This window comes from Algoriphagus namhaensis, from assembly GCF_042649705.1.
Lineage (GTDB): Bacteria > Bacteroidota > Bacteroidia > Cytophagales > Cyclobacteriaceae > Algoriphagus > Algoriphagus namhaensis.
The window spans coordinates 1,064,360-1,085,220 of sequence record NZ_JBHRZS010000007.1; the positions used below are offsets into that span (position 1 = coordinate 1,064,360).

The window sequence follows — 20,861 nt, forward strand, 5'->3', positions numbered from 1 at the left end:
GTCTTCAGGGCATAATTTACCAAGCAATCCCATAATCATCCCCATAGTTTGAGCTTCCGCCCCAAAGGGTGCCGTTTTCCCAATCAAACCAAATTCCATTGATCGGACCTGATGTTTTGGACCAAAAATCCATGAGATAGCCCATTTTGGCTAGTTCATTGCGAACCCATGGAGAGGTATCCTCACGTAAGGTCATGGCTCCGGGTTTGATCGCATGATCTCCAAAAGAGCTTTGCATCTGGTAGGTATTGAAGTTGGCAGCTTCGGTGGCCTCTTGTACGTTCATTCCAAACTCCACCACATTCAAAAACATCTGGAGAAGATTTTGATCTTGGGAATCCCCTCCTTGTACAGCAAAGGATAGAAATGGTTTTCCGTCTTTCAAAGCTAGGCTAGGTGTGAGGGTAACTCTTGGTCTTTTACCGGGTTCCACTAGATTGTAGGGATTCAAATTCTCATCCAAAACAAAGCTCTGCATCCGCTGACTCATGCCCACCCCTGTGTTTCCTGCAATTACTGCCGGTACCCAACCGCCGCTTGGTGTGATGGAAACTACCCATCCATCTTTATCAGCTGCTTGAATGGATGTGGTTCCACTTTGGAACTCCAATAAATAGGGATCATCTGGCCCTTGGATGGGTTCTCCGGGAAGATTTACCGCGACGGTTTCCCGCTGTTTGGCCAGTAGATCTTTGAAAGGATTTACACCTCCTTGGAATGGGTAAGGATCACCTGGCCCAATATTAGGGTCATTTGCCTCCATATTGATTTGGGCAGCTCTGGCTTTTGCATATTCCTTCGAAAGAAGTCCTTTCATGGGGGATACTGGATCAAAAGCAGGATCCGAGTAATAGAAGTCCCTGTCTGCGAAGGCCATGCTCATTGCCTGGTAAAGGGTGTGAATGTATTGTGTGGAATTATAGCCCATTGACTTAAGGTCAAAATTCTCCAAAATATTCAAAGACTGAAGTAGCGCAGGTCCCTGAGTCCATTCCTGTAGTTTATAAACTTCGATTCCTTTGTAATTGACCATTAATGGTTCTTCGATTTTCGCTTTCCAAGTAGCCAGATCTTCCTCTGTGAAAAGCCCACCCTGCTCACGAGCTCCACGGACAATTTCTTTGGCGATATCACCTCTATAAAACCGATCATTTGCGGCATAGATCGCTTCAGAGCGACTCTTTCCTGCAGCCAAGGCTGCTCTTTCGGTTTCAACTAGTTTGGAGAGAGTTTGATACAGGTCGTTTTGGATGAAAATTTCTCCAACTTGTGGACCTTCTCTTTCTTCACCCAAGTGAGGCAAAAACACTTTTTTGGAGTAAGGCCATTGTTTTATTCTTTCCTTGCCTCCTTCGATAGCATTCGCAGTTTGGGCTTCTATTGGATAGCCCTGTGCAAGTTTCATTGCTGGCGCCAAAACTTCCTCAAGACTTTTGGTGCCATACTCTGCGAGCATGGTCATCAGGCCTCCTGCAGTTCCCGGAGTCGTTGCCGCTAATGGTCCAAAAGCCGGCGGATAGTCCATTCCTTCAGATTTAAAAAACTCAACAGTCGCACCCGTCGGCGCTACACCCATTGCATTGATGGCGATGACTTTTTTGAGTGTGGGATGATAGATCAAAGCTTGTGTTTCACCGCCCCAAGAGAGCACATCCCACATGGTGGCTGTGGCTGCGAGCATCGCGCAGGCAGCATCCACGGCGTTTCCACCCTGATAGAAGAGTTGTGCACCTGCGGTTGCCGCTAGCGGTTTTCCTGTAATAGCTACCCAATCTTTTCCATGAAGGACGGGTTTCTGAGTGGGCTTGCTACCAGGTGCTTCATTGGGAAGTCGCTGTGCAAAAGTGATGGATGAAGTGATGCAAAGCAGGAAAAGTAGGTACTTTTTCATAGTTCAAATTGAGATTTATTTATCCTCGATTAATTGGGTGATAATAGGGCTAAAGCCAGGAAATAAGGAATTGTATCGGGTGAAGAGCTGAAAAATGTGATTAGGCTCTCGGTGATTCAATCCGTTATCATTTGCAAAGGATTCCATTTCTTCAGCTTTGTCCCCAAAAATTGCGTAGAATTTTTTTCTATTTTTTTCGATTTCTATTACTTCTTTTCCTTTGAGGTAATAGTAATAATTCCTTTTCAGCAGTTGGTCATTTCGTTCACCAACCATGAGGGCCGTGTTATAGTTGGATTCCTTTAAAATGACTTTAGTTCTTCGCATCAGTGGTAATTCACCATCAACCAGTACCTCAAAGAAACCGGATATTGGAGCACCCTCTTCTTTAAAATCCATTCCATTGACAAAGTACCGAGGTACTTTATATGCAGAGTCAACCCAAACGATATTTTGAATTCTTAGCCCAGGCATGATGGAAACCAGATTGTTTTCAGGCTCCATGAGTTCAAACATATTTGAAATCACATTGTAGCGGGCCCGAAAACCCTCTAAAAGTTGCTGATCTCTGTAAAGTAGGATAGAGGCAGAGTTCCATTTATCATCGATATAGGAAGTTCCGACTAATTTTTTTGGTTCGGGAGGAATACCATACACCATATTTCCTCCAATCATATTGGGACGTTCGTTGAATAGTGATGTGATATTGTTTGCGCGGATGGTTTTTTGAATGGCCGCGCCTGTGCCTTCAGCTCCAAATTTCACCAAGAAAATGTCACCCAAATCCAAATCAGATTCTAGTTTTACCACCTGCTCATACAAATTGTATCCATTAAATCGAATAGATAAAACGTAGCGATCAGCCAGTAAGTCAGGGAGCTCAAAGAAACCCCCAGAACTGGTGAGTTCACCATCAGCGTTTCCTCTGATAGTGACACTTGCCCCATCGATAAAATTCTTTGTATCAGCATCCAATACTCGTCCTTTTAGGGTGAATTGCTGGGCCATTCCAGTGAATCCTAGGAAAAAAGCGAAAATAAAAATTGTAAGAATTCGGGCTTTTGAATCAAATGGGTGCCTGATCATGCGATTGATGGGTTATACTATGTAATATAGAGTAAATGTATGGAAGGGGAAAAAAGTTTTTTATTTCTCCTGACAAGTAGTAATCGAGCGCTGAAGCATAGAATTATCTGGTAAAGTGAGTTGAAAATGGTATCTTTGATAGCTAAACTTCTTGTTTAGACGTTTTTTTCGATTATTACCTAATCACCATAACCTTTGGATTTCTCTTCATTCAACTTTGAGCCTTCTCTTCAAGAAGGACTCGATGCAATGGGCTTTGAACAGCCTACCACTATTCAGGAAAAAGCAATACCTGTCATTCTTGACAATAAAGACTTGATCGCTTGCGCTCAAACGGGTACGGGTAAGACCGCTGCTTTTGTACTTCCTATTCTAAATAAAATATCAAAATCAGAGGTTGGAAAGCTAAATACGCTGATTTTGGCTCCCACGCGTGAGCTCGCTTTACAGATCGATCAGCAAATACAAGGCTTTGCCTATTTTCTAGGAATCAGCTCCATTCCCGTCTATGGCGGTGGAGATGGGATCGTTTGGGAGCAACAAAAGAAAGCCCTCGAAACAGGTGCTGAAATTATCGTTGCTACACCAGGTAGACTAATTGCATTACTTGCCGGTGGCAAAATGGACCTCAGTAGTTTACAGCATTTGGTGCTTGATGAAGCCGATCGAATGATGGATATGGGTTTTTCGGATGATATCCTGAAAATCGTCAATTACCTACCGAAAGACCGTCAGACCATTCTCTTTTCGGCAACTATGCCACAAAAGATCAGGCAGTTTAGCATGAAGATTCTCCGAAATCCTGAGGAGATCTCTATTGCCATAGGAAAGACGGCTGCTGGGGTGACTCAGTCTATGTATTCAGTATATGATAACCAGAAAGAGGAATTGGTTAAGCATATCCTTTCTCAGAAAGCCTATGAGGCAGTAATTATTTTCTGTTCGACCAAAGACAAAGTCAAGGCACTCCATCGAATTCTCCGAAGGAAGTTTGACATCGAGGCCTTTCATTCGGATTTAGAGCAGCTCGATCGGGAGAAAATCATGTCTGCTTTCAAAAATAAAACCTTGAAGATTCTGGTAGGTACAGATATTATCTCACGTGGAATTGATGTAGTTGGAATAGAACTCGTAATCAATTATGATACCCCTGGCGATCCAGAAGATTATGTTCACCGCGTGGGACGTACTGCTCGTGCAGATAAGGAAGGAGAGGCGATCACATTTGTCAACCCAAAGGATCAGCAGAAATTTGATCGAATTGAGGCTTTGATAGGTATGGAAGTAAACCGAATGACCTTGCCAGAAGGCTTTGAAGAAGGTCCAGTTTATGCACCAGGCCAGAAAAAAGGTAAAGGCTCAAATTCCAAAGGGAATCATGGAGGACAAGGTCCTCGTAAAGCTGGGCCTAAAGGAAAGCGTCCACCACATCAGAATAAGGGTGGACAAGGCTCAAATAAGCGGAATCATTCTCAAAAACCTCCAAATCAATCCAATCAACAGACTAGTAATTCTCCGAAACCCACTTCAAAGGATAAACCTTCAGAAGGAAGCAAATTTGGGAATCGTAGGAATGTGATTGATTAAGAAGTTTCACTCAAAGCATTTACTTATGATTCAGGATTTGAAATTTTTATTTGACCGTGAGCTGACCAAGCTAAGTCAGGAGATAGAAAGCTATCAAAGTGAAGAAAATCTTTGGAAAGTGGATGGACAGATTACTAACTCGGGAGGAGCACTCTGTGTGCACCTTTGTGGTAACCTTCGGGCGTTTATCGGAAAGGAAATAGGAGGAATCGACTATGTTAGGGATCGGGAATTTGAGTTTTCAGGTATTCCTGTCCCTCGCGAGAAATTAATTGAAGAAATTAAAGAGGCTAGAAGCTGTGTTTCCAAAAGTCTTGATGGGTTGAGCGAGAATCAGCTTCCAGATAAATTTCCTATTCAACCCTTTCCACGAGAATTGACCTATCAAAACTTTTTACTGCACCTGTATGGTCATTTGAATTATCATCTTGGCCAAATAAACTATCACAGGAGATTATTTGATCAAAATTAATCTAAACTTTTATGCATTTGGGCTGTTTTAATTTTATGGAAAGCAGCCTTTTGGTCAATATTATTTTTTTCGAAGCCATTTTGGTTTTCGTCAGCCTGCCTGCTTTTCTTCTAGGATTGAAGTTTGAGGGAAATAGCCCCTCTAAACGCCTATGGTTTGAGCCTGCCGGAATCATGATTCCGATCGTTTGGATTGTTCTTTTTGGTTTGTTGGCCACTTTGCAAAGCAAACTTTTTGGAATGGATATGAGTGAAATGGCATTCAATGTTTTCACTTTAGCACTTGTTTGTGCCATGTATCCTTATTATACCCTTGGTCTTGAAAAAGCCACAGGCATATCTGCCATCAAGTTTGGACTTTTAGGAAATGGTTTGATTTTGATGGTTTCACTTTGGCTTGCTTCCCAAGTAGGGCAGATCTCCCCTCAGTTAGCCTATTTCGTATTTCCTTTAGTCGTCTGGACAGCTTACACCACCTTCGTATTGATTGGTCGAATTCGACTCATGCGAGGCGTTTCCATTGATTAGATTAGATGATTATCCGCAATTAATCCAGTACGGAAAGTTTATTGGGTAAATATCGGGGATAATCGTCCAATGACCACGGTCTACTGTCCACAGAACTTCCAGGTTAACCTCGATCAATAAGATATTCTTTCACTGGAAAGAAAGCTGATATTCATATTAGATTAATATAATACTCTAAATCGTATCGTACCCTGAATAGCCTTGAGATCCTCAATGGCTTCTTTGGAGTAGGCTTTATCAATATCTGTGATTACGTAGCCTATTTTCTCATTGGTCTTGAGATACTGTCCCACAATGTTGATTTCATAGTTGGCTAAAATCTGGTTGATCTTAGCAAGAATCCCTGGTGAATTTTCATGAACGTGAATCAAACGATGCGCATCCACCAAAAATGGCAATTGGATATTCGGGAAGTTTACAGAATTAAACGTATTGCCGGTATTAATATATTCCATGATTTTCCCGGGAACGAAATTGGCAATATTCTCTTGTGCTTCTAGAGTGCTGCCTCCAATGTGAGGGGTTAAGATAGTGTTGGGTAATCCCTTGAGTTCAGATTCAAATGGCTCAGAATTATTTTTAGGCTCTTCTGGGAATACGTCCACAGCGCAACCAGCCAAATGTCCGGAAAGGATGGCTTCTTTTAAAGCATCAATATCCACAACGTGACCACGGCTCAAATTAAGCAGAATTGCGCCTTTTTTCATGGATTTGATTCGCTTAGCATCCATGAGGTTTTTGTTTTCCTTTCGGCCATCCACATGAAGGGATACTACATCACAGGTTTTCAAGAGCTCATCCAGGGAATTTAGCTTAGTAGCATTTCCTAAGGCAAGTTTTTCGACTGCGTCAAAATAAAAAACATTCATCCCCATATTTTCCGCCAAAACAGAAAGCTGAGCACCAATATTTCCATAGCCTATAATTCCCAATTTTTTTCCTCTGATTTCAAAGCTTCCAGTAGCAGATTTATCCCATTCTCCTAGGTGCATTTTGGCCGTTTTATCTGCAAAATTTCGCATCAAGAAAATGATCTCTGCAATGGCCATTTCCACCACAGATCTGGTATTGCTAAATGGTGCATTGAAGACTGCAATTCCTTTTTCCTGGCATGTTTCCAGATCAATTTGATTAGTCCCAATACAAAATGCTCCAATAGCCAGCAAACGGTCTGCATGATCTAAGACTCGCTTGGTCACATGAGTTTTAGATCGGATACCTAAAATTGAAACCGTTTTAATTTTTTCACAAAGCTCATCCTCGCTCATAGCTGAGCTTACAACTTCCACTTGATAGCCTTCTTCGCGAAGGATATTTTCTCCGATTGGGTGGATGTTTTCAAGTAAAAGAACCTTGATTCGACTTTTTGGGTAGGAAAATTTCTTGTTCAAATTATTGACATAAAGGATTTCATCCAAGCTTAGAGCCACGTGATCTGCTTTTTCGGCCACTTTGTCTCTGTGGATGTTTTCAGTAAATGCATAAAATTTATTGGCCAGACCAGAGGCCTTGATTTCGTAATCTGTGTAGCCGTCTCCAATCACATAAATATCCCCTTCGAGATTCAGATTCTTTAAAGTTTCGGCTTTACCTTGATTTTTAGAAAGTGGATTGTCTCGGTTGAAATCGGTGATTTCACCAGCATCATTGAATACAAAATCGTTCGCAAAGACGTTTTCAGGTTTAATTCCATATTCACTTACGATGGGAATAATGAATTCCTTAAAACCATTGGAAAGGATGTAAATGTCTTCTGCATTCTCTCGTAAAAATTCCTGATTACGTTCAAAAGACTTGGAGACATAGTTTCGTAAACTTCCCACCAGTTCTTGAATCTGAGCTTTATTGGCTTTCAGGATATCGAGTCGCTGTTCTAGACTTTCTCTAAAGGTAACAGTACCACCCATCCCGCGATCTGTGATGTCCTTGATGGCTTGAAGTTTTTCTTCCCTTTTTGGGTCGTTGGCTAGGCTTATTTCACCTAAAATATCTAGAGCTTCGACACGGGTGAAGGTACTGTCAAAGTCAATAATAAATCGTTTGGGGCTAGGCATAGGTTGAGAATTCGAAAGAATTAGATGGTAAAATTAGGGGATTGACAACAAATCGGAAGTTTTATTGAAAGAATTGTTGAGATTCTTTTTTAAACTTTTGAATTTAAAAAGATTCTATTTTGGTTGAACGGAGGCTTGGAGGCAAATTTGAAAAGTCATTTACTTTCTAGTCACATTTTTAGAAGCTATTTTTACGACCAATTCGACAGATATATGAAAAATTTTAAAACTCTAGTGGCTCTTGGACTTGTTGTCCTACTCGCAGCTTGCAATGCTGAAGTCAAAGTGGAAAAAACAGAAAAAGCTCCTGAAATGGAATCGCAAGAGGTGCCAGGTAAGTATGGTGTTGAAATTAGCGAAGCAGCTGCGTTGACCACCGCACAGCTAGTTTCTCAATTGAATGAGGGAGAGTCTTTCGAGGGTCAAATTGTAGGAGAAATCAACGAAGTCTGCACCAAAAAAGGATGCTGGTTGACTATGGACCTTCCTGATGGGGAGAGCATGAGAGTAACTTTCAAAGACTACGGATTTTTCGTGCCTACCAATTCACAAGGATTCCCAATCGTCTTAGAGGGCGTAGCAACTATCGTAGAAACTGATGTCGAAACCTTGAGACATTTTGCTGAAGATCAGGGTAAAAGCAAGGAGGAAATTGAACAAATCACAGCTCCAAAGCGAGAGATTACTTTTGAAGCTACTGGGGTCGTAATCAAAGACAAAGCCTAAGTATGTCAATTGCGCTGGACAATCTTCGAGTGGGGAGGAAGTATAGGTTTGTGAATATGGGAGAATCCAGAGTGATTGAAATTATGGATAGGATTTCTGGCGATAATTTTCAAGTCAAAGATTTGGATACCCTTGAGCTTTATACCCTTGAGGAGCTTCTGAGATGGGGTAGAGGAAAGGATTATGAACTGGACGAATACAGTTCCAGATAAAGAATAACTCAATGAGTAAACCAAGTTTAGCCGGAGCCATACTCGGCGGTAAATGCCCCCAGTGTAGGCAAGGATCCATGTTCCCTGTTTCCATTTTTAGCTTTAGAAGGCTGATCGCGGTCAATCATTATTGTGATCATTGCGGGGCAAACTTTCAGCCTGAGCCAGATTTCTTTTATGGCGCAATGTATATCAGCTATGCATTCTCTGTGGCCTTGGTCATTTCTTCGCTTGTGGCGATGAATGTACTTTTTGAAGAGCCAGAGCTTTGGATGTATATTACCACTGTTGTGGTCAGTAATTTATTTCTATTCCCAGCCATGTTGAGGTATTCCAAAATCTTGTATCTCTACATGGTGGGAAAACTGAAATATAAAGGAGATTAAGGGAGATATTTTTTAGGATTAAGCATAAGCAAAACCAAACTTAATGCTGAAAGGAGTAAGATAAAAAATGCAGGTGCACCTCCAATTACTGAGAGCATCCGCACTCCATCCAATCCCGCAAAGGTAATCATGATCCAAGCCAAACCGGCGATGAGGGATCCCCAGAGGACTTTGAGATTAATATCTGCATTAAAGGTGTCCTTACCCGACTTTTTCATACTGATGCTCGCCAAGGCTTCCGTACTAGAGTCAGCCGCCGTAACGAAGGAAATATACATTCCCATAATGAAAAGGATGGAAAAAAAGCTGAAATATCCCATCTCTTTGAATATTTCATATACCACAGATTCTGGGCCCTGGATTTCTAAAATATTTTTATATGTCTCAGGAGAAAGAAAGGCATACTCTATGGTGGTGCCTCCCAAGATTGCCATCCATATCAAGCAAAATATGGAAGGTAAAATCCAATTAAAGATGATGAATTCCCGAACAGTTCTTCCCAAGGCGATTTTACCCAAAAATAGTGCAGTAATCGGTGCCCAAGCTATCCAAACAGCAAGATTGAAGGTGGTATAATCAAAGGTCCATTGATCACCAGCTCCAGATAGTTGAAGGCTTAGGTCTAGAAAATTTGATGCAAACTGCCCCAGGCTGTTGCCGATCATAGTTAGGACGGAGAGGCCAGGACCTAAGCCAACAAAAAGTGTAATCAGGACGACAAAAAAGTAAAAGTTAGCTTTGGATAAATTCTTAATCCCTTTGTCAATCCCCGTCGATGAAGAAATTAAAAAAGTAATCAAGATCACAACAGTAATGATCGCTCTAGCTACGCTATCATTCCAACTGGGAAAGAAGGATTGCAGTCCTCCTGAAAGGCTCATTATCCCTGCTCCGAGTGAGGCTGACATTCCTGCAGCAAGTGCGAAGAGACAAATAGAATCTAGAATTCCGGCCCATTTTTCTCCACCATGATTTCCCAAAACGGGTCTTAATAAGATCTGTAAAGTGTATTTGGGTTTTCTGGCATAAAGCATCAGTCCAAATACCAAGGAGGGAACCACGTACACCGCATAAACTGTGAACCCCCAATGAAATGACAAAGCACCTACAGCGAAATCACCTGCCTCAGAACTCGTGGGTTTGAAATTAAAGAAGCTCGGAGGATTGTAAAAATGAAAAAGTGGCTCAGCGCTTCCCCAGAACAAAATGCCTGTTGCGATGGTGGTACACAACACGATGACAAACCAGCTGAATTTAGATAAGCGAGGTTTAGCCTCTGGTCCGCCGATTCTATACTTTCCCAATGGGGAAAACAGGACGACGACTAAAATGAGAACCAGAAAAAAGGATGTCCAACTAAAGGCAAGAGAAAAATTCATTAAAATCAACTCTTGCAGTCTTTTCACATAGGTGGAAAATACCTCTGGCGTGAACAAGCTCATGAGCACCGCGAAGATCAGAGCTAGAAACGGTGGCCAAAAAACCCAGGGTCTGGTGTTAAGTCTAAAAAAATTGCTTTGTTTGCTCATCTAACAAAACAATATAGAGGGTAATGTCTTTCTAAAAAAACGAATGAGGCAATTACCTTCTATTCAGAATAATAGATTTCACAAAATATGAGTAAGAAATTGATCTTAAATCTACTGAAGTATGTCATGGCCCTGTTTTACTTTTTTGGAGGGGTCAATCATTTTGTATCTCCAGAATTCTACTTGCCTTTGATTCCTGATTACCTTCCTGCTCATGAGTTTTTGAACTGGGTAGCAGGAATAGCCGAGATTTTAGGAGCTATTGGACTTTTGATTCCCAAAACTCAAAAAATAGCTGCTTGGGGAATTGTTCTAATGTTAATAGCATTTATTCCCTCTCACGTTTATTTCATTCAGATAGGATCTTGTATGCCAGATGTTTTGTGTGTGGATGAATGGATAGGCTGGGTAAGGTTGCTCCTTGTGCATCCTGTTTTGGTGTATTGGGCTTGGATATATACAAAATCATAAACTATGGACTCGAAGAATGTATTTGGTCAAGACTTGATCCCCTGTAGTACTAACCCGCTCACAGGCTATTACCGCAATGGATGCTGTGAAACTGGCCCAGAGGATCTCGGTACGCATACCATCTGTGCGAAGATGACAGATGAGTTTTTAGAGTTCTCTAGATCTAAAGGAAATGACTTAATCACTCCAATTCCTCAGTATCATTTTCCGGGTTTGAAGGCTGGAGATTTTTGGTGTTTGTGTGCTTTGAGATGGCTGGAAGGATACCGCGCTGGAGTTGCACCTGCAGTGAAATTAGAAGCTACCAATGAGGCCACTTTAAAAATAATCCCTCTTGAAGTGCTATTGAGCCATGCTTTAAAAGAAAATAGTTAGACTTCATATCTTTTTTGTAAATATTACTAACAAAAATCGAAGGTTTACTAAACTCTTTCTGCTTCATGCCCGTTATAGCTAAAGTTTGCAAAAACGCGAGGCATGGAAAATATCTTAAAAACGTACAAAATAGAGGTGAATTCAAATCTTTATTTGAAGGATCCTTACAGTTCCAGCTTGGGTGAATCCATTGTGATCGAAGGGACAAATTTGATCCAGGAGCTGGGGATGGAGAATTTCACCTTTAAAAAGCTAGCTACAAAAATCGGAAGTACAGAGGCAGCTATTTATCGCTATTTTGAAAATAAGCATAAACTTCTTCTCTATTTAAATGCCTGGTACTGGGCTTGGATGGAGCATAATCTAGTATTTGCTACAGCTAACCTTAAAGACCCGCATGAGCGATTGGTAGTAGGAATTAAGCTGATGGTAGATGGTCCTATTTTTAAAAAAAATGATTACCTCGATCCTGTCAAGCTTCGAAAATTAGTAGTAAACGAATCACTCAAAGGTTATCTTACCAAAGCAGTAGATAATGAGCATGAAAGTGGGATTTTTGCTCAGGTTTACAAATTTGGAGACCGTATTTCTCAAATCATCCGAGAGATCAATCCTAAGTACAGTTACCCAAAAACATTAGTGTCAACAGTGATGGAATCCAGTTTATTGCAATCGTTCAATTCTCAACATTTACCCGGAATGACAGAGTGCAGCTATGATTCCACCAATAGATATACTTTCTTTCATCAACTTGTTATAAACGCCATTAGTAATGAATAGTCCAGTAGGAATTACACCCTTAAAACGGTTCTTTAGTCTTTTGGCAGAGGAAAAAGGCCAAGTTTATGCGATTTACTTTTATGCCATTCTCAATGGTGTGGTGACGCTTTCTCTTCCCCTTGGAATTCAAGCGATTTTGAATTTTATTCTTGGAGGGAGAATTACCACATCTTGGGTGATTCTCGTGATCGTTGTGGCACTAGGAGTAGCCTTTGGTGGATTTCTTCAGATTTCCCAAATGCATATTTCGGAGAAACTTCAGCAAAGAATCTTTACCAAATCAGGTCTTTCGATAGCATACAGACTTCCTCGAGTGAAAACTGAGGTGCTCCATGGGGAATATGCTCCTGAGATTGTAAACCGCTTTTTTGATACTGTTAATCTTCAGAAAGGGCTTTCAAAAATCCTGATTGATTTTTCTACAGCTTTGCTTCAAGTAGTATTTGGACTTTTGCTGCTTTCATTCTATCACCCCACATTTATTCTTTTTGGAATTGGTTTGATAGTCATTTTGGCTTTGATCTTTTATTTCACGAGCCCAAAAGGAATGGAAACAGCGCTTAAAGAGTCGTCTTACAAGTATAAGACGGCGTATTGGCTTGAAGAGGTTGGACGTACACTCAACACCTTTAAGCTTGTCGGAAATACTCGCTTACCAATTTTGAGAGCAGATAAGATCCTTCAAAAATATGTGGAGTTTAGGTCCAAGCACTTTGCGGTTTTGATTTTTCAGTACAAAATCATGATCATTTTCAAAGTCTTGATTGTAACCTCATTACTTCTGGCAGGAAGTTTCTTATTAATAAATGATCAAATCAGTATTGGTCAATTTGTAGCCGCGGAGGTTATTATCATTCTTGTGGTGAATTCTGTCGAAAAGTTGATCCTTTCTCTTGAAACAGTTTATGATACTTTAGTCGCTGTAGAAAAGCTTGGCCATGTAATGGATTTAGAACTCGAGAGATCGGATGAAAGTGACAAGACGCTAGTCGACTCGGATGAGGGACTGAAGTTTGCCATGGAAAATTTGACTTTTCATCCGCAGGATAAAAGAGATCCCATTTTGAAGAATTTGAATTTGACCATTGGGCAGGGGAAAAAGGTTGTTTTCACCGGTAAAAGTGGTAGTGGGAAAACAGCTTTACTTGCTCTTTTTTCTGGATTGTATGAAGAATATGAGGGTACAGTGAAGGTGAATGATCTGTCCCTGGATATGATTCATTTGGAAAAACTAAGAGGAATGATTGGGGATTGTCTGGATTTGGAGCAAATATTCCATGGATCAATTAAGGAAAATATCCTTGTGGGAAGAGACTTTGACCAAGCTCAATTGGATTATATTCTGGAATTGGTTGAGCTAAAAACCCATATTTATCAGTTGCCTGAAGATTTGGATACGATGATTCAGCCAGAAGGCAAAGGCTTGTCTAAGTCGGTGGCTCAGGGGATCATGCTAGCACGAGGCCTAATGGGAATGCCAAAGGCTGTTGTGATGGAAAATGTACTTCCATACATCCATGAAGGAATAAAGAATAAGGTTTTAGACTATATTTTCGGAGGGAAATGGACACTTTTATTGATTTCTGAAGAAGAGGAAATCATGAAGCGAGCTGATGAAATAGTTCTAATGGATGAGGGCAAATTGGCTTTCCAGGGAACATACGCCGATTATCTGAAATTCACATCTAACACTAAGTAAAATGCTAGATATCACACTGAATAAAATCAAGGATTCTATTCCATTTAGTGGTGCCAAAAGTCTAGTGATGACTTTGCCACTTAAAGAGAGTAAGAAACGAGTACGAATTCTCACAAGTATTCTGATCGTTGCTTTTCTTTGTCTGTTTTTACCTTGGACTCAGAATATTCGATCAAAGGGATTTGTCACAGCTTTGAAGCCTGAGCAGAGACCTCAGACGATTCATTCTATCATCGCTGGACGTATTGAAAAATGGTACGTTCAAGAAGGTGCCTATGTGGCTAAGGGAGATACTATTCTACGGATTTCTGAGATTAAGGACGAGTATTTCGATTCCTTGCTATTACCAAGAACGCAACGACAAGTAGATGTAAAATCACTTTCTGTAGATGCATATGGCGATAAAGTTGTGCAATTGCAAAATCAAATTCGAGCCTTAGAAAACAGTAGAGTTTTAAAGCTTCAACAAGCTGAAAACAAGTTGACTATGGCTGATTTGAAAGTGCAGTCCGATAGTATCTACTTCGAGCAAGCCAAGGTGAATTTCAAGATTGGAGAAGATCAGCTTGAGCGAGCCGAGCAATTGTATAAAGAGGGGCTTCGATCCCTTACAGACTTGGAATCTAGACGGTTGAAGTTTCAGGACGTTCAAGCGAAATTGCTTTCTGCTGAAAACGACTACTTGAGTAGTATTAATGGAAGGATTACAGCATTGATCGACTTGGATGCGATAGAAAATGATTTCCAGGACAAATTGGCAAAAGCTCGATCGGAAATGTATACTGCCATGACCTCTCAGTTAGATGCAGAAGGAGCGGTGACAAAGCTAGAGAATCAATATTCGAATTATGAGCAGCGAACCAATTTCCGATATATTTTGGCTCCGCAAAATGGATATTTGGCAAGCGCCATCCAAGTTGGTCTGGGAGAGACAATCAAGGAAGGAGACGCTATTTTGAATATCGTTCCGGCCGAGGCTGACTTGGCTGTGGAAATGTATGTACAGCCTGTGGATCTCCCTTTGATCAGTGTTGGAAACAGAGTTAGGTTCATATTTGATGGCTGGCCAGCAATCGTTTTTTCAGGATGGCCGCAGATTTCCAATGGTACCTTCGGTGGTATAGTTGTGGCTATTGACCAATTTGCAGGACCAAATAATCAATATCGAGTACTTGTCGTGGAAGATCCTGAAGAGGAGGCATGGCCTGATTTGCTGCGAATGGGATCTGGAGCGGATGGTATAGCACTTCTGAATGATGTGCCGGTGTGGTATGAGATTTGGCGACAGCTCAATGGTTTCCCGGCAGATTACTACACGGCAGAAGAAAAAGATGCCAACGCAAAAGGAGGAAAAAAATGAGGAAACTAGGAGTAATTCTTTTATTTCTAAGCCTTTCATTCGTCTCAAAAGGACAAAGTCTAGATACTCTTGACTATCCATCCTTCTTGGAGTGGGTTAGACTTTATCACCCCGTTGCTGCCCAAGCGGAGATTAATCTGCGTATGGGAGATATGGAAGTGAGACAGGCCAGAGGTGGTTTTGACCCACTTCTCTATGGAACGCTTGATACGAAAGAATTCAAAGAAAGTACCTATTACAACAAGCAGGAGGCTGGACTAACCATCCCAACATGGGCCGGTGTGGAATTAATGGGCACTTTTGAGCGAAACTCAGGGGAATTTCTTGACCCTGAGGCCTCTGTGCCATCAGATGGTCTGATAGCAGCTGGAGCAGCTGTAAATCTCGGTCAAGGATTGATCATGGATAAGCGAAGAGCTGCTTTGCGCCAAGCGAAAATCTACCAAGAATCCACCCAAGTGCAGCGCTTACAACTACTGAATGAATTGTATGTGGATGCAACCAATTCCTATTGGAAATGGTCTACAGCGAACGAGGATGTCAATGTGTTGCGGGAAGGGGTCGATCTGGCTGAGCGCAGATTGGACTTCGTTAAGAAAAGCTTTGAGCAGGGTGACTTTCCAGCTATTGATACTGTGGAAGCATTTTCCATATATCTAAATAGACTGTACAAGCTTCAGGAGGCAGAGCAGACCTTATTTGCCGCGACCCAGGATGTGAATACTTTCCTTTGGGATGAGACAGGTAACCCTATGTTTCTAGAAAATGATATAAGCCCTGAATCCTTATTTGGATCTGATATCTTGATTTTGGATCCTGTTGAGTTAAGAACTATCGTGAGTAATCATCCTGATCTGCAAGTAGCTGATTTTGAGTTAGCAAGCTTGGATGTGGAGAAGAAACTGAAAGGTCAAGAGATTTTACCCGTAGTGAAGCTAAAGTATAATTTCCTTACCGAGGATTTGGGAGAGTTTAATTCGCCCTTTTTCGAGAATAATTACAAATGGGGTGTAACGGTTTACTCGCCTTTATTTTTGCGGAAAAGTCGTGGTGCTTTCGAATTGGCAAAGGCCAAAATCGATTTCAAGCAAAATTCAAGAGACTTGAAGGAGCTTCAGCTTCGGGCAAAACTGGAAAGCGAATTAAACAATTATCAAGTGTTAAACTCGCAGGTAAGCGTTTTCAGCCAAAATATTGAAAGTCTAGAATTCCTGTTGAATGGAGAGATGAGACGATTTGAGATCGGGGAGAGTAGCTTGTTTTTGGTCAATAGTCGTGAAGTTTCGGTGTTTTCATCTCGACTTACTTTGAACCAGTTAAAAATGAAACAGCGAGTGGCCTATGCAAAAGCGAGATTTGCTGCGGGTCTAGGTTTTGATGAATAAGTCAGCTCAGTTTTCCTAAAAGCGCTTCTTTTAGCCCTTGAAAACTCCTGAGATCGATATTCCATAAGCCCGAATGGGAAAGTAAAAAATCTGCTTTTTCATTCGGGTTTTTCATTTTCCTAGCTTCGCTAAAAATGGCTTTCACCTGATCGGTGTCCCTGATTCTTTCGGGAGAATCTAGGTAATTGACCAATGCTGAAATCAAGACTCCGGTAAGCTTCCTAGGAATCCTTCCTTCAGCCTCATAAAACGAGATGATTGAATCAATAATTCTAGGATTTAGCTTTGTGATGGTGTTCAGCGATATGTCAGCTAGTTTGTGTTTGACAAATGGATTCCTGAATCGATCCCAAATAGCCTTAGAATAGTCTAAAAGCTCTTCCTGATCTTGAGAAATATAAGGTAAAACCTCCGTTTCTATCATCTCTTTCAGCTCGGAAAAAAGAGAGTCATCTGCCATGAATTCGGAAACAGTTTCTATTCCTTTGGGTAACCCAAGAACCACCATGGCGATGTGCGAGCCATTCAAAACTCTTACCTTTCGTGTGGCATATTCCTGGACAGATTCTACACTCAATACCGGGAAATCTGATTCATAAATATTCAATTTCAATTCCTTGGACAAGTCACTTTGAGTAGCCAAAAGGAAGTAGGGCTCAGCCTGTACAAGAAAAGGATGATCTAAGTGAGTTGAATCATTTTTTAGTAAAGTTTTTTGTGAAGGTTTACCAGGTACTATTCTGTCTACTAGTGTTGTATAGAAATTATTTTCCTGAACTATCCAGTCTAAAAATGCTTGATCTAATCTCCATTTTTTTGCTTGGCCTAGAATCATACCTCTGAGTTTCTTTCCATTTTCCTCGACCAATTCACAGGGAAGAATTTGTAATCCTGCCTGTGGGTCTCCCTTAAAATATTCAAATCGATCAAACAAAAATCGAGTTAATCGTGCAGGAAAACTCTTTGGGAATTTAGTCATATCTTCCTCACTTTCGAGGACAAAGCCAGCTTCCGTTACGTTGGAAATAACCCATTCCAGGTCCTGATTTTTTGCTAGTTCTAAAAATCCCTTTCCATCTTCCGGCAAGGAAAGCCCCATCGCTATGCAATCAATGCTTAAGGTCTCATTGATTAGTTCTCCTTTATCCATTCCCGTAGTCCAAATTGGATACTCAAATTTGGACTTAGCCATGCTTTTAGCTTTTCCTGAACCCGTAGATTCTACAATACAAATTCGAGGATCTGCCAAACCTTTGTTCTTGAGATTTTGGAAAATGGGTTCGATAAAGCCTCGGAGAAAATTTCCCGTACCAAATTGAATCACATTAATTTTTGTAGATTTCATGGGTTAAAAAAACGATTGAAAAATATGCCTGCATTTATTCTTGCTGAAGTGGATGTGACCAATCCAGAACTGTATAAACAATACGCTGCTCAAACTCCGGATAGCCTCAAGGCATTTGGAGGAGAGTTTATCATCCGAGCAAATCCAGTGCAAGTTTTGGAAGGGGAGTGGAATCATGATAGGCTAGTGCTAATTAGATTTGAGAATGCTCAAATGGCTCAAGATTGGTACAATAGCCCTTTTTACCAAGAGATCCGTGGAATCCGTATCCAGGCATCTAAGGGTAAAATACTTTTGATTGAGACCTAAAGTGAAACTCCTCTTTTCCATGGAATAAAATCAAAATTTCTATTGAGTTCTGCTTTAGTCTTTATTTCTCCACTGGCCACCTGAAGCACCAAGTCAAGTAGTTCATCTCCACATTCCTCCACTGATTTTTCCCCAGAAATCACTCCACCTGTACTGAAATCAATGATATCGGGCATTTTATCAGCAACGGCATCATTTGAAGAAACTTTGATTACTGGGCAAATCGGATTTCCTGTGGGGGTGCCTAGACCTGTGGTGAAAAGGATAATGTTTGCACCGGCAGAAGCAAGCCCAGTGGTACTTTCTACGTCATTTCCTGGAGTACAAAGTAGGTTCAATCCTGGACGTTGGATGTATTCGGTATAATCCAGCACATCCGCTACTGGTGCCAATCCGCCTTTTTTTGCCGCTCCTAGTGATTTCATGGCATCTGTGAGCAAGCCATCTTTTATATTTCCCGGGCTAGGATTCATATCAAATCCACTTCCCACAGCTTTAGCGTCAGCATCGTATGTTTTCATTAAGTGGATAAATTTTTCTGCCGTTTCTTTTTCCTTACAGCGATTGATGAGATTTTGCTCCGCTCCGCAAAGCTCAGGAAATTCCGAAAGAATAGCCGATCCATTATTTGAAATGACCAAATCACTGACTCGCCCAAGGACAGGATTTGCAGATATTCCAGAAAAGCCATCCGAACCGCCACATTCCAAACCAATTACAAGTTTGCTAATGGGCTGTAGGCTCCTTTTTACTTGATTGGCACTTTTCAATCCTTCCACTGTTTTCTTGATTGCAAATTGAAGCAGGGCTTTTGTGGTTCCTAAGTCCTGCTGATCGCAGTGTATCAGAGGCTTCTTAGCATCCCATTGAATCTCGTTCAATCTTTCCTCTAGTAACCTAAATTCTGCATTTTGACAGCCAAGACTTAACACGGTGGCACCAGCAACATTGGGGTGATTGACGTAACCAGCCAGAAGCCTGCAGAGGGTTTGGGCATCTCGCCTTGTACCGCCGCATCCCAGTTGATGAGTGATAAATCTTACATCATCAATATTCTCAAATGTGGTATTTAGTCCACTGGATTTGGGCGTAGATTGTATTTTTTCTGAAAAATCTACGGAATGGATTTCGGACAAAATCAGGTCCACGTAAGGGTTGACCTTCTTTTTGCCTAAGGCGATTTCGAAGGCTTCTTGTAGCGTTTGAATGTTTTGGTTTTCACAAAAGACCAGCGGAAAAACTAACCAGTAATTGGCTGTCCCCACTTGTCCATCTTCCCGCAAATAGCCCATGAAGCTTTTGTCTAAAGATGGGAGAGGATTCCACTCATATTGCCCGTATGACAAGGAATAGGGGCTTGCTTTGTGCCTGATATTGGTCAAAGTTATTGGTTCGCCCTTTGATATGGGTTGTGTTGCTTCGCCAATCGTCACACCATACATGAGTATTTCAGAGCCGGTGGATAACTCTTTTAATGCGAATTTATGTTTTGCAGGAATAGCGTGGGTGACGGTATACTTTTCTCCATCCACCAGTATAGCTTCCAGATTTTCAAGATTGCTCAATGCCACTCCTACATTATCTCTTGGGTGCAGTCGAATGGCTTTATTTTTCATTGCTATATTTCATTATCTTAGAATTTCCTCTTTCAAATTAGACAAAAAAGAATCCTGCATGAAAAAAATTGTGACCCTTGGAGAAGTAATGTTACGACTGAGTCCGCCAGACCACCAGCGTTTTTTCCAAACGGAATCTTTTGATGTAGTCTATGGAGGTTCAGAAGCCAATGTAGGATCGGCCTTGTCGTTTTTGGGAAATAAAGTGATACATCTTACCTCATTTCCAGAAGGGGAGCTTGGGGATGCGGCCATAGGAAATCTTCGAAAGAATGGTCTAGATACAGACTTCATCCAGCGTTTTTCAGGTAGGATGGGTATATATTTCCTTGAGCAGGGAGCCATGCAAAGAAGCTCAAAAATCATCTACGATCGCAGTGATTCGGTTTTTGCTAAAAATGGATGTAAAAATCTAAATTGGGATTTGATTCTTGAAAATGTGGATCTACTCCACTGGTCAGGAATTACCCCCGCTTTATCTCAGGAAACTGCCAATTTTACTCTAGAGGCTATTTTGGAGTGCCGGAAGCGAGATATCAAAGTTTGCGCTGATCCTTCCTTTCGTAGCAATCTTTGGAAATATGGAAAGAACCCGATGGATGTTATGCCCAAGTTGCTCGGGCATTCTCAGATTATTATTGGGGGACTAAAGGATTTTAAAATTTGCATGGGGATGGAGGAAAAGGACATGGAATCCCTTGTTCCTCGACTTTTTGAAGTGTTGAATGAATTGGAATATGTGGTGGATACCAATCGTATTTCTCAGAGCTCATCGGTAAATGAATTCTCTGCTGTTCTTTTTTCCAGAACGAGCACCTTGCATTCTAAAAATTACACCCTCAGCCACATTATTGATCGGGTTGGGACAGGTGATGCTTTTGCGGGAGGTCTACTCCATGGTTTGCTCAATGAAGGACCTCAGTCGGCTATTGAACTAGGCGTGGCCGCGGCTGTACTAAAACACAGTGTTCCCGGTGATCTGTTGTTTTGTAGCCTAGCGGAGTTGAAAGAAGTGATAGCTGGAGAAAATATTGGAAAAATTAAAAGGTAA

General features: G+C 41.2%; 20 protein-coding genes. 14 read left to right on the forward strand and 6 right to left on the reverse strand.

The features are described from left to right. Positions 1-16: 16 nt before the first annotated feature. Positions 17-1,891, reverse strand: coding sequence for a gamma-glutamyltransferase family protein (locus ACFOSV_RS12890; protein ID WP_377906424.1), 1,875 nt, complete (start codon positions 1,889-1,891; stop codon positions 17-19). Between the two features lie 15 nt (positions 1,892-1,906). Beyond that, the gene (locus ACFOSV_RS12895; protein ID WP_377906425.1) at positions 1,907-2,977 is read right to left on the reverse strand and encodes a carboxypeptidase-like regulatory domain-containing protein; all 1,071 of its coding nucleotides are present in this window, start codon (positions 2,975-2,977) and stop codon (positions 1,907-1,909) included. 195 nt (positions 2,978-3,172) lie between these two features. Between ACFOSV_RS12895 and ACFOSV_RS12900 the strand changes: the two genes are divergently transcribed. From ACFOSV_RS12900 to ACFOSV_RS12910, 3 genes are read left to right on the forward strand one after another with little or no spacing between them, the layout of a single operon-like run. After that, positions 3,173-4,564, forward strand: coding sequence for a DEAD/DEAH box helicase (locus ACFOSV_RS12900; protein ID WP_377906426.1), 1,392 nt, complete (start codon positions 3,173-3,175; stop codon positions 4,562-4,564). A gap of 25 nt (positions 4,565-4,589) precedes the next feature. Continuing rightward, positions 4,590-5,036 carry a DUF1572 family protein gene (locus tag ACFOSV_RS12905; protein WP_377906427.1) on the forward strand — a complete coding sequence of 149 codons (447 nt, stop codon included), beginning with the start codon at positions 4,590-4,592 and terminating at the stop codon, positions 5,034-5,036. 35 nt (positions 5,037-5,071) lie between these two features. Then, positions 5,072-5,563, forward strand: a complete 492-nt coding sequence (locus tag ACFOSV_RS12910) for a hypothetical protein (RefSeq protein WP_377906428.1) — start codon at positions 5,072-5,074, stop codon at positions 5,561-5,563. Positions 5,564-5,724: 161 nt separating this feature from the next. On the opposite strand, the gene serA is transcribed toward ACFOSV_RS12910, so the two are convergent. Then, on the reverse strand, positions 5,725-7,617 hold the full coding sequence (serA, locus tag ACFOSV_RS12915; RefSeq protein ID WP_377906429.1) for a phosphoglycerate dehydrogenase: 1,893 nt from the start codon (positions 7,615-7,617) through the stop codon (positions 5,725-5,727). Positions 7,618-7,830: 213 nt separating this feature from the next. On the opposite strand from serA, the gene ACFOSV_RS12920 reads away from it, so the two are divergent. Genes ACFOSV_RS12920 through ACFOSV_RS12930 form a run of 3 tightly spaced genes read left to right on the forward strand, consistent with a single transcriptional unit; the run spans position 7,831 to position 8,941 of the window. Then, positions 7,831-8,343 carry a DUF4920 domain-containing protein gene (locus ACFOSV_RS12920; RefSeq protein ID WP_377906430.1) on the forward strand — a complete coding sequence of 171 codons (513 nt, stop codon included), beginning with the start codon at positions 7,831-7,833 and terminating at the stop codon, positions 8,341-8,343. Positions 8,344-8,345: 2 nt separating this feature from the next. After that, positions 8,346-8,555, forward strand: a complete 210-nt coding sequence (locus ACFOSV_RS12925) for a hypothetical protein (RefSeq protein ID WP_377906431.1) — start codon at positions 8,346-8,348, stop codon at positions 8,553-8,555. 11 nt (positions 8,556-8,566) lie between these two features. Beyond that, a complete protein-coding gene (locus tag ACFOSV_RS12930) occupies positions 8,567-8,941 on the forward strand; it encodes a DUF983 domain-containing protein (protein ID WP_377906432.1) in 375 nt (124 codons plus the stop codon). Here the strand turns inward: ACFOSV_RS12930 and ACFOSV_RS12935 are convergent. Next, positions 8,938-10,470, reverse strand: a complete 1,533-nt coding sequence (locus ACFOSV_RS12935) for a BCCT family transporter (protein WP_377906433.1) — start codon at positions 10,468-10,470, stop codon at positions 8,938-8,940. The genes ACFOSV_RS12930 and ACFOSV_RS12935 overlap by 4 nt on opposite strands. 87 nt (positions 10,471-10,557) lie before the next feature. On the opposite strand from ACFOSV_RS12935, the gene ACFOSV_RS12940 reads away from it, so the two are divergent. From ACFOSV_RS12940 to ACFOSV_RS12965, 6 genes are all read left to right on the forward strand, one after another. Beyond that, a complete protein-coding gene (locus ACFOSV_RS12940) occupies positions 10,558-10,941 on the forward strand; it encodes a DoxX family protein (RefSeq protein WP_377906434.1) in 384 nt (127 codons plus the stop codon). Between the two features lie 3 nt (positions 10,942-10,944). Beyond that, on the forward strand, positions 10,945-11,316 hold the full coding sequence (locus tag ACFOSV_RS12945) for a DUF2237 family protein (RefSeq protein WP_377906435.1): 372 nt from the start codon (positions 10,945-10,947) through the stop codon (positions 11,314-11,316). 102 nt (positions 11,317-11,418) lie between these two features. Beyond that, complete coding sequence (locus ACFOSV_RS12950; RefSeq protein WP_377906436.1) at positions 11,419-12,096, forward strand: TetR/AcrR family transcriptional regulator; 678 nt, start codon at positions 11,419-11,421, stop codon at positions 12,094-12,096. Next, complete coding sequence (locus tag ACFOSV_RS12955; protein WP_377906437.1) at positions 12,089-13,795, forward strand: peptidase domain-containing ABC transporter; 1,707 nt, start codon at positions 12,089-12,091, stop codon at positions 13,793-13,795. Before ACFOSV_RS12950 ends, ACFOSV_RS12955 begins: the two co-directional genes overlap by 8 nt. Position 13,796: 1 nt before the next feature. Further along, a complete protein-coding gene (locus tag ACFOSV_RS12960; RefSeq protein WP_377906438.1) occupies positions 13,797-15,155 on the forward strand; it encodes an HlyD family secretion protein in 1,359 nt (452 codons plus the stop codon). Further along, a complete protein-coding gene (locus tag ACFOSV_RS12965; protein ID WP_377906439.1) occupies positions 15,152-16,540 on the forward strand; it encodes a TolC family protein in 1,389 nt (462 codons plus the stop codon). The genes ACFOSV_RS12960 and ACFOSV_RS12965 overlap by 4 nt, the downstream gene beginning before the upstream one ends. Position 16,541: 1 nt before the next feature. Here ACFOSV_RS12965 and ACFOSV_RS12970 read toward each other — a convergent pair whose 3' ends face one another. Then, a complete protein-coding gene (locus ACFOSV_RS12970; RefSeq protein ID WP_377906440.1) occupies positions 16,542-17,885 on the reverse strand; it encodes a tagaturonate reductase in 1,344 nt (447 codons plus the stop codon). A 24-nt stretch (positions 17,886-17,909) separates the two neighbouring features. On the opposite strand from ACFOSV_RS12970, the gene ACFOSV_RS12975 reads away from it, so the two are divergent. Next, a complete protein-coding gene (locus ACFOSV_RS12975) occupies positions 17,910-18,194 on the forward strand; it encodes a DUF1330 domain-containing protein (protein WP_377906441.1) in 285 nt (94 codons plus the stop codon). Here ACFOSV_RS12975 and ACFOSV_RS12980 read toward each other — a convergent pair. Continuing rightward, complete coding sequence (locus ACFOSV_RS12980; protein ID WP_377906442.1) at positions 18,191-19,810, reverse strand: UxaA family hydrolase; 1,620 nt, start codon at positions 19,808-19,810, stop codon at positions 18,191-18,193. The genes ACFOSV_RS12975 and ACFOSV_RS12980 overlap by 4 nt on opposite strands. Before the next feature lie 58 nt (positions 19,811-19,868). Between ACFOSV_RS12980 and ACFOSV_RS12985 the strand changes: the two genes are divergently transcribed. Next, positions 19,869-20,861 carry a sugar kinase gene (locus ACFOSV_RS12985; protein ID WP_377906443.1) on the forward strand — a complete coding sequence of 331 codons (993 nt, stop codon included), beginning with the start codon at positions 19,869-19,871 and terminating at the stop codon, positions 20,859-20,861.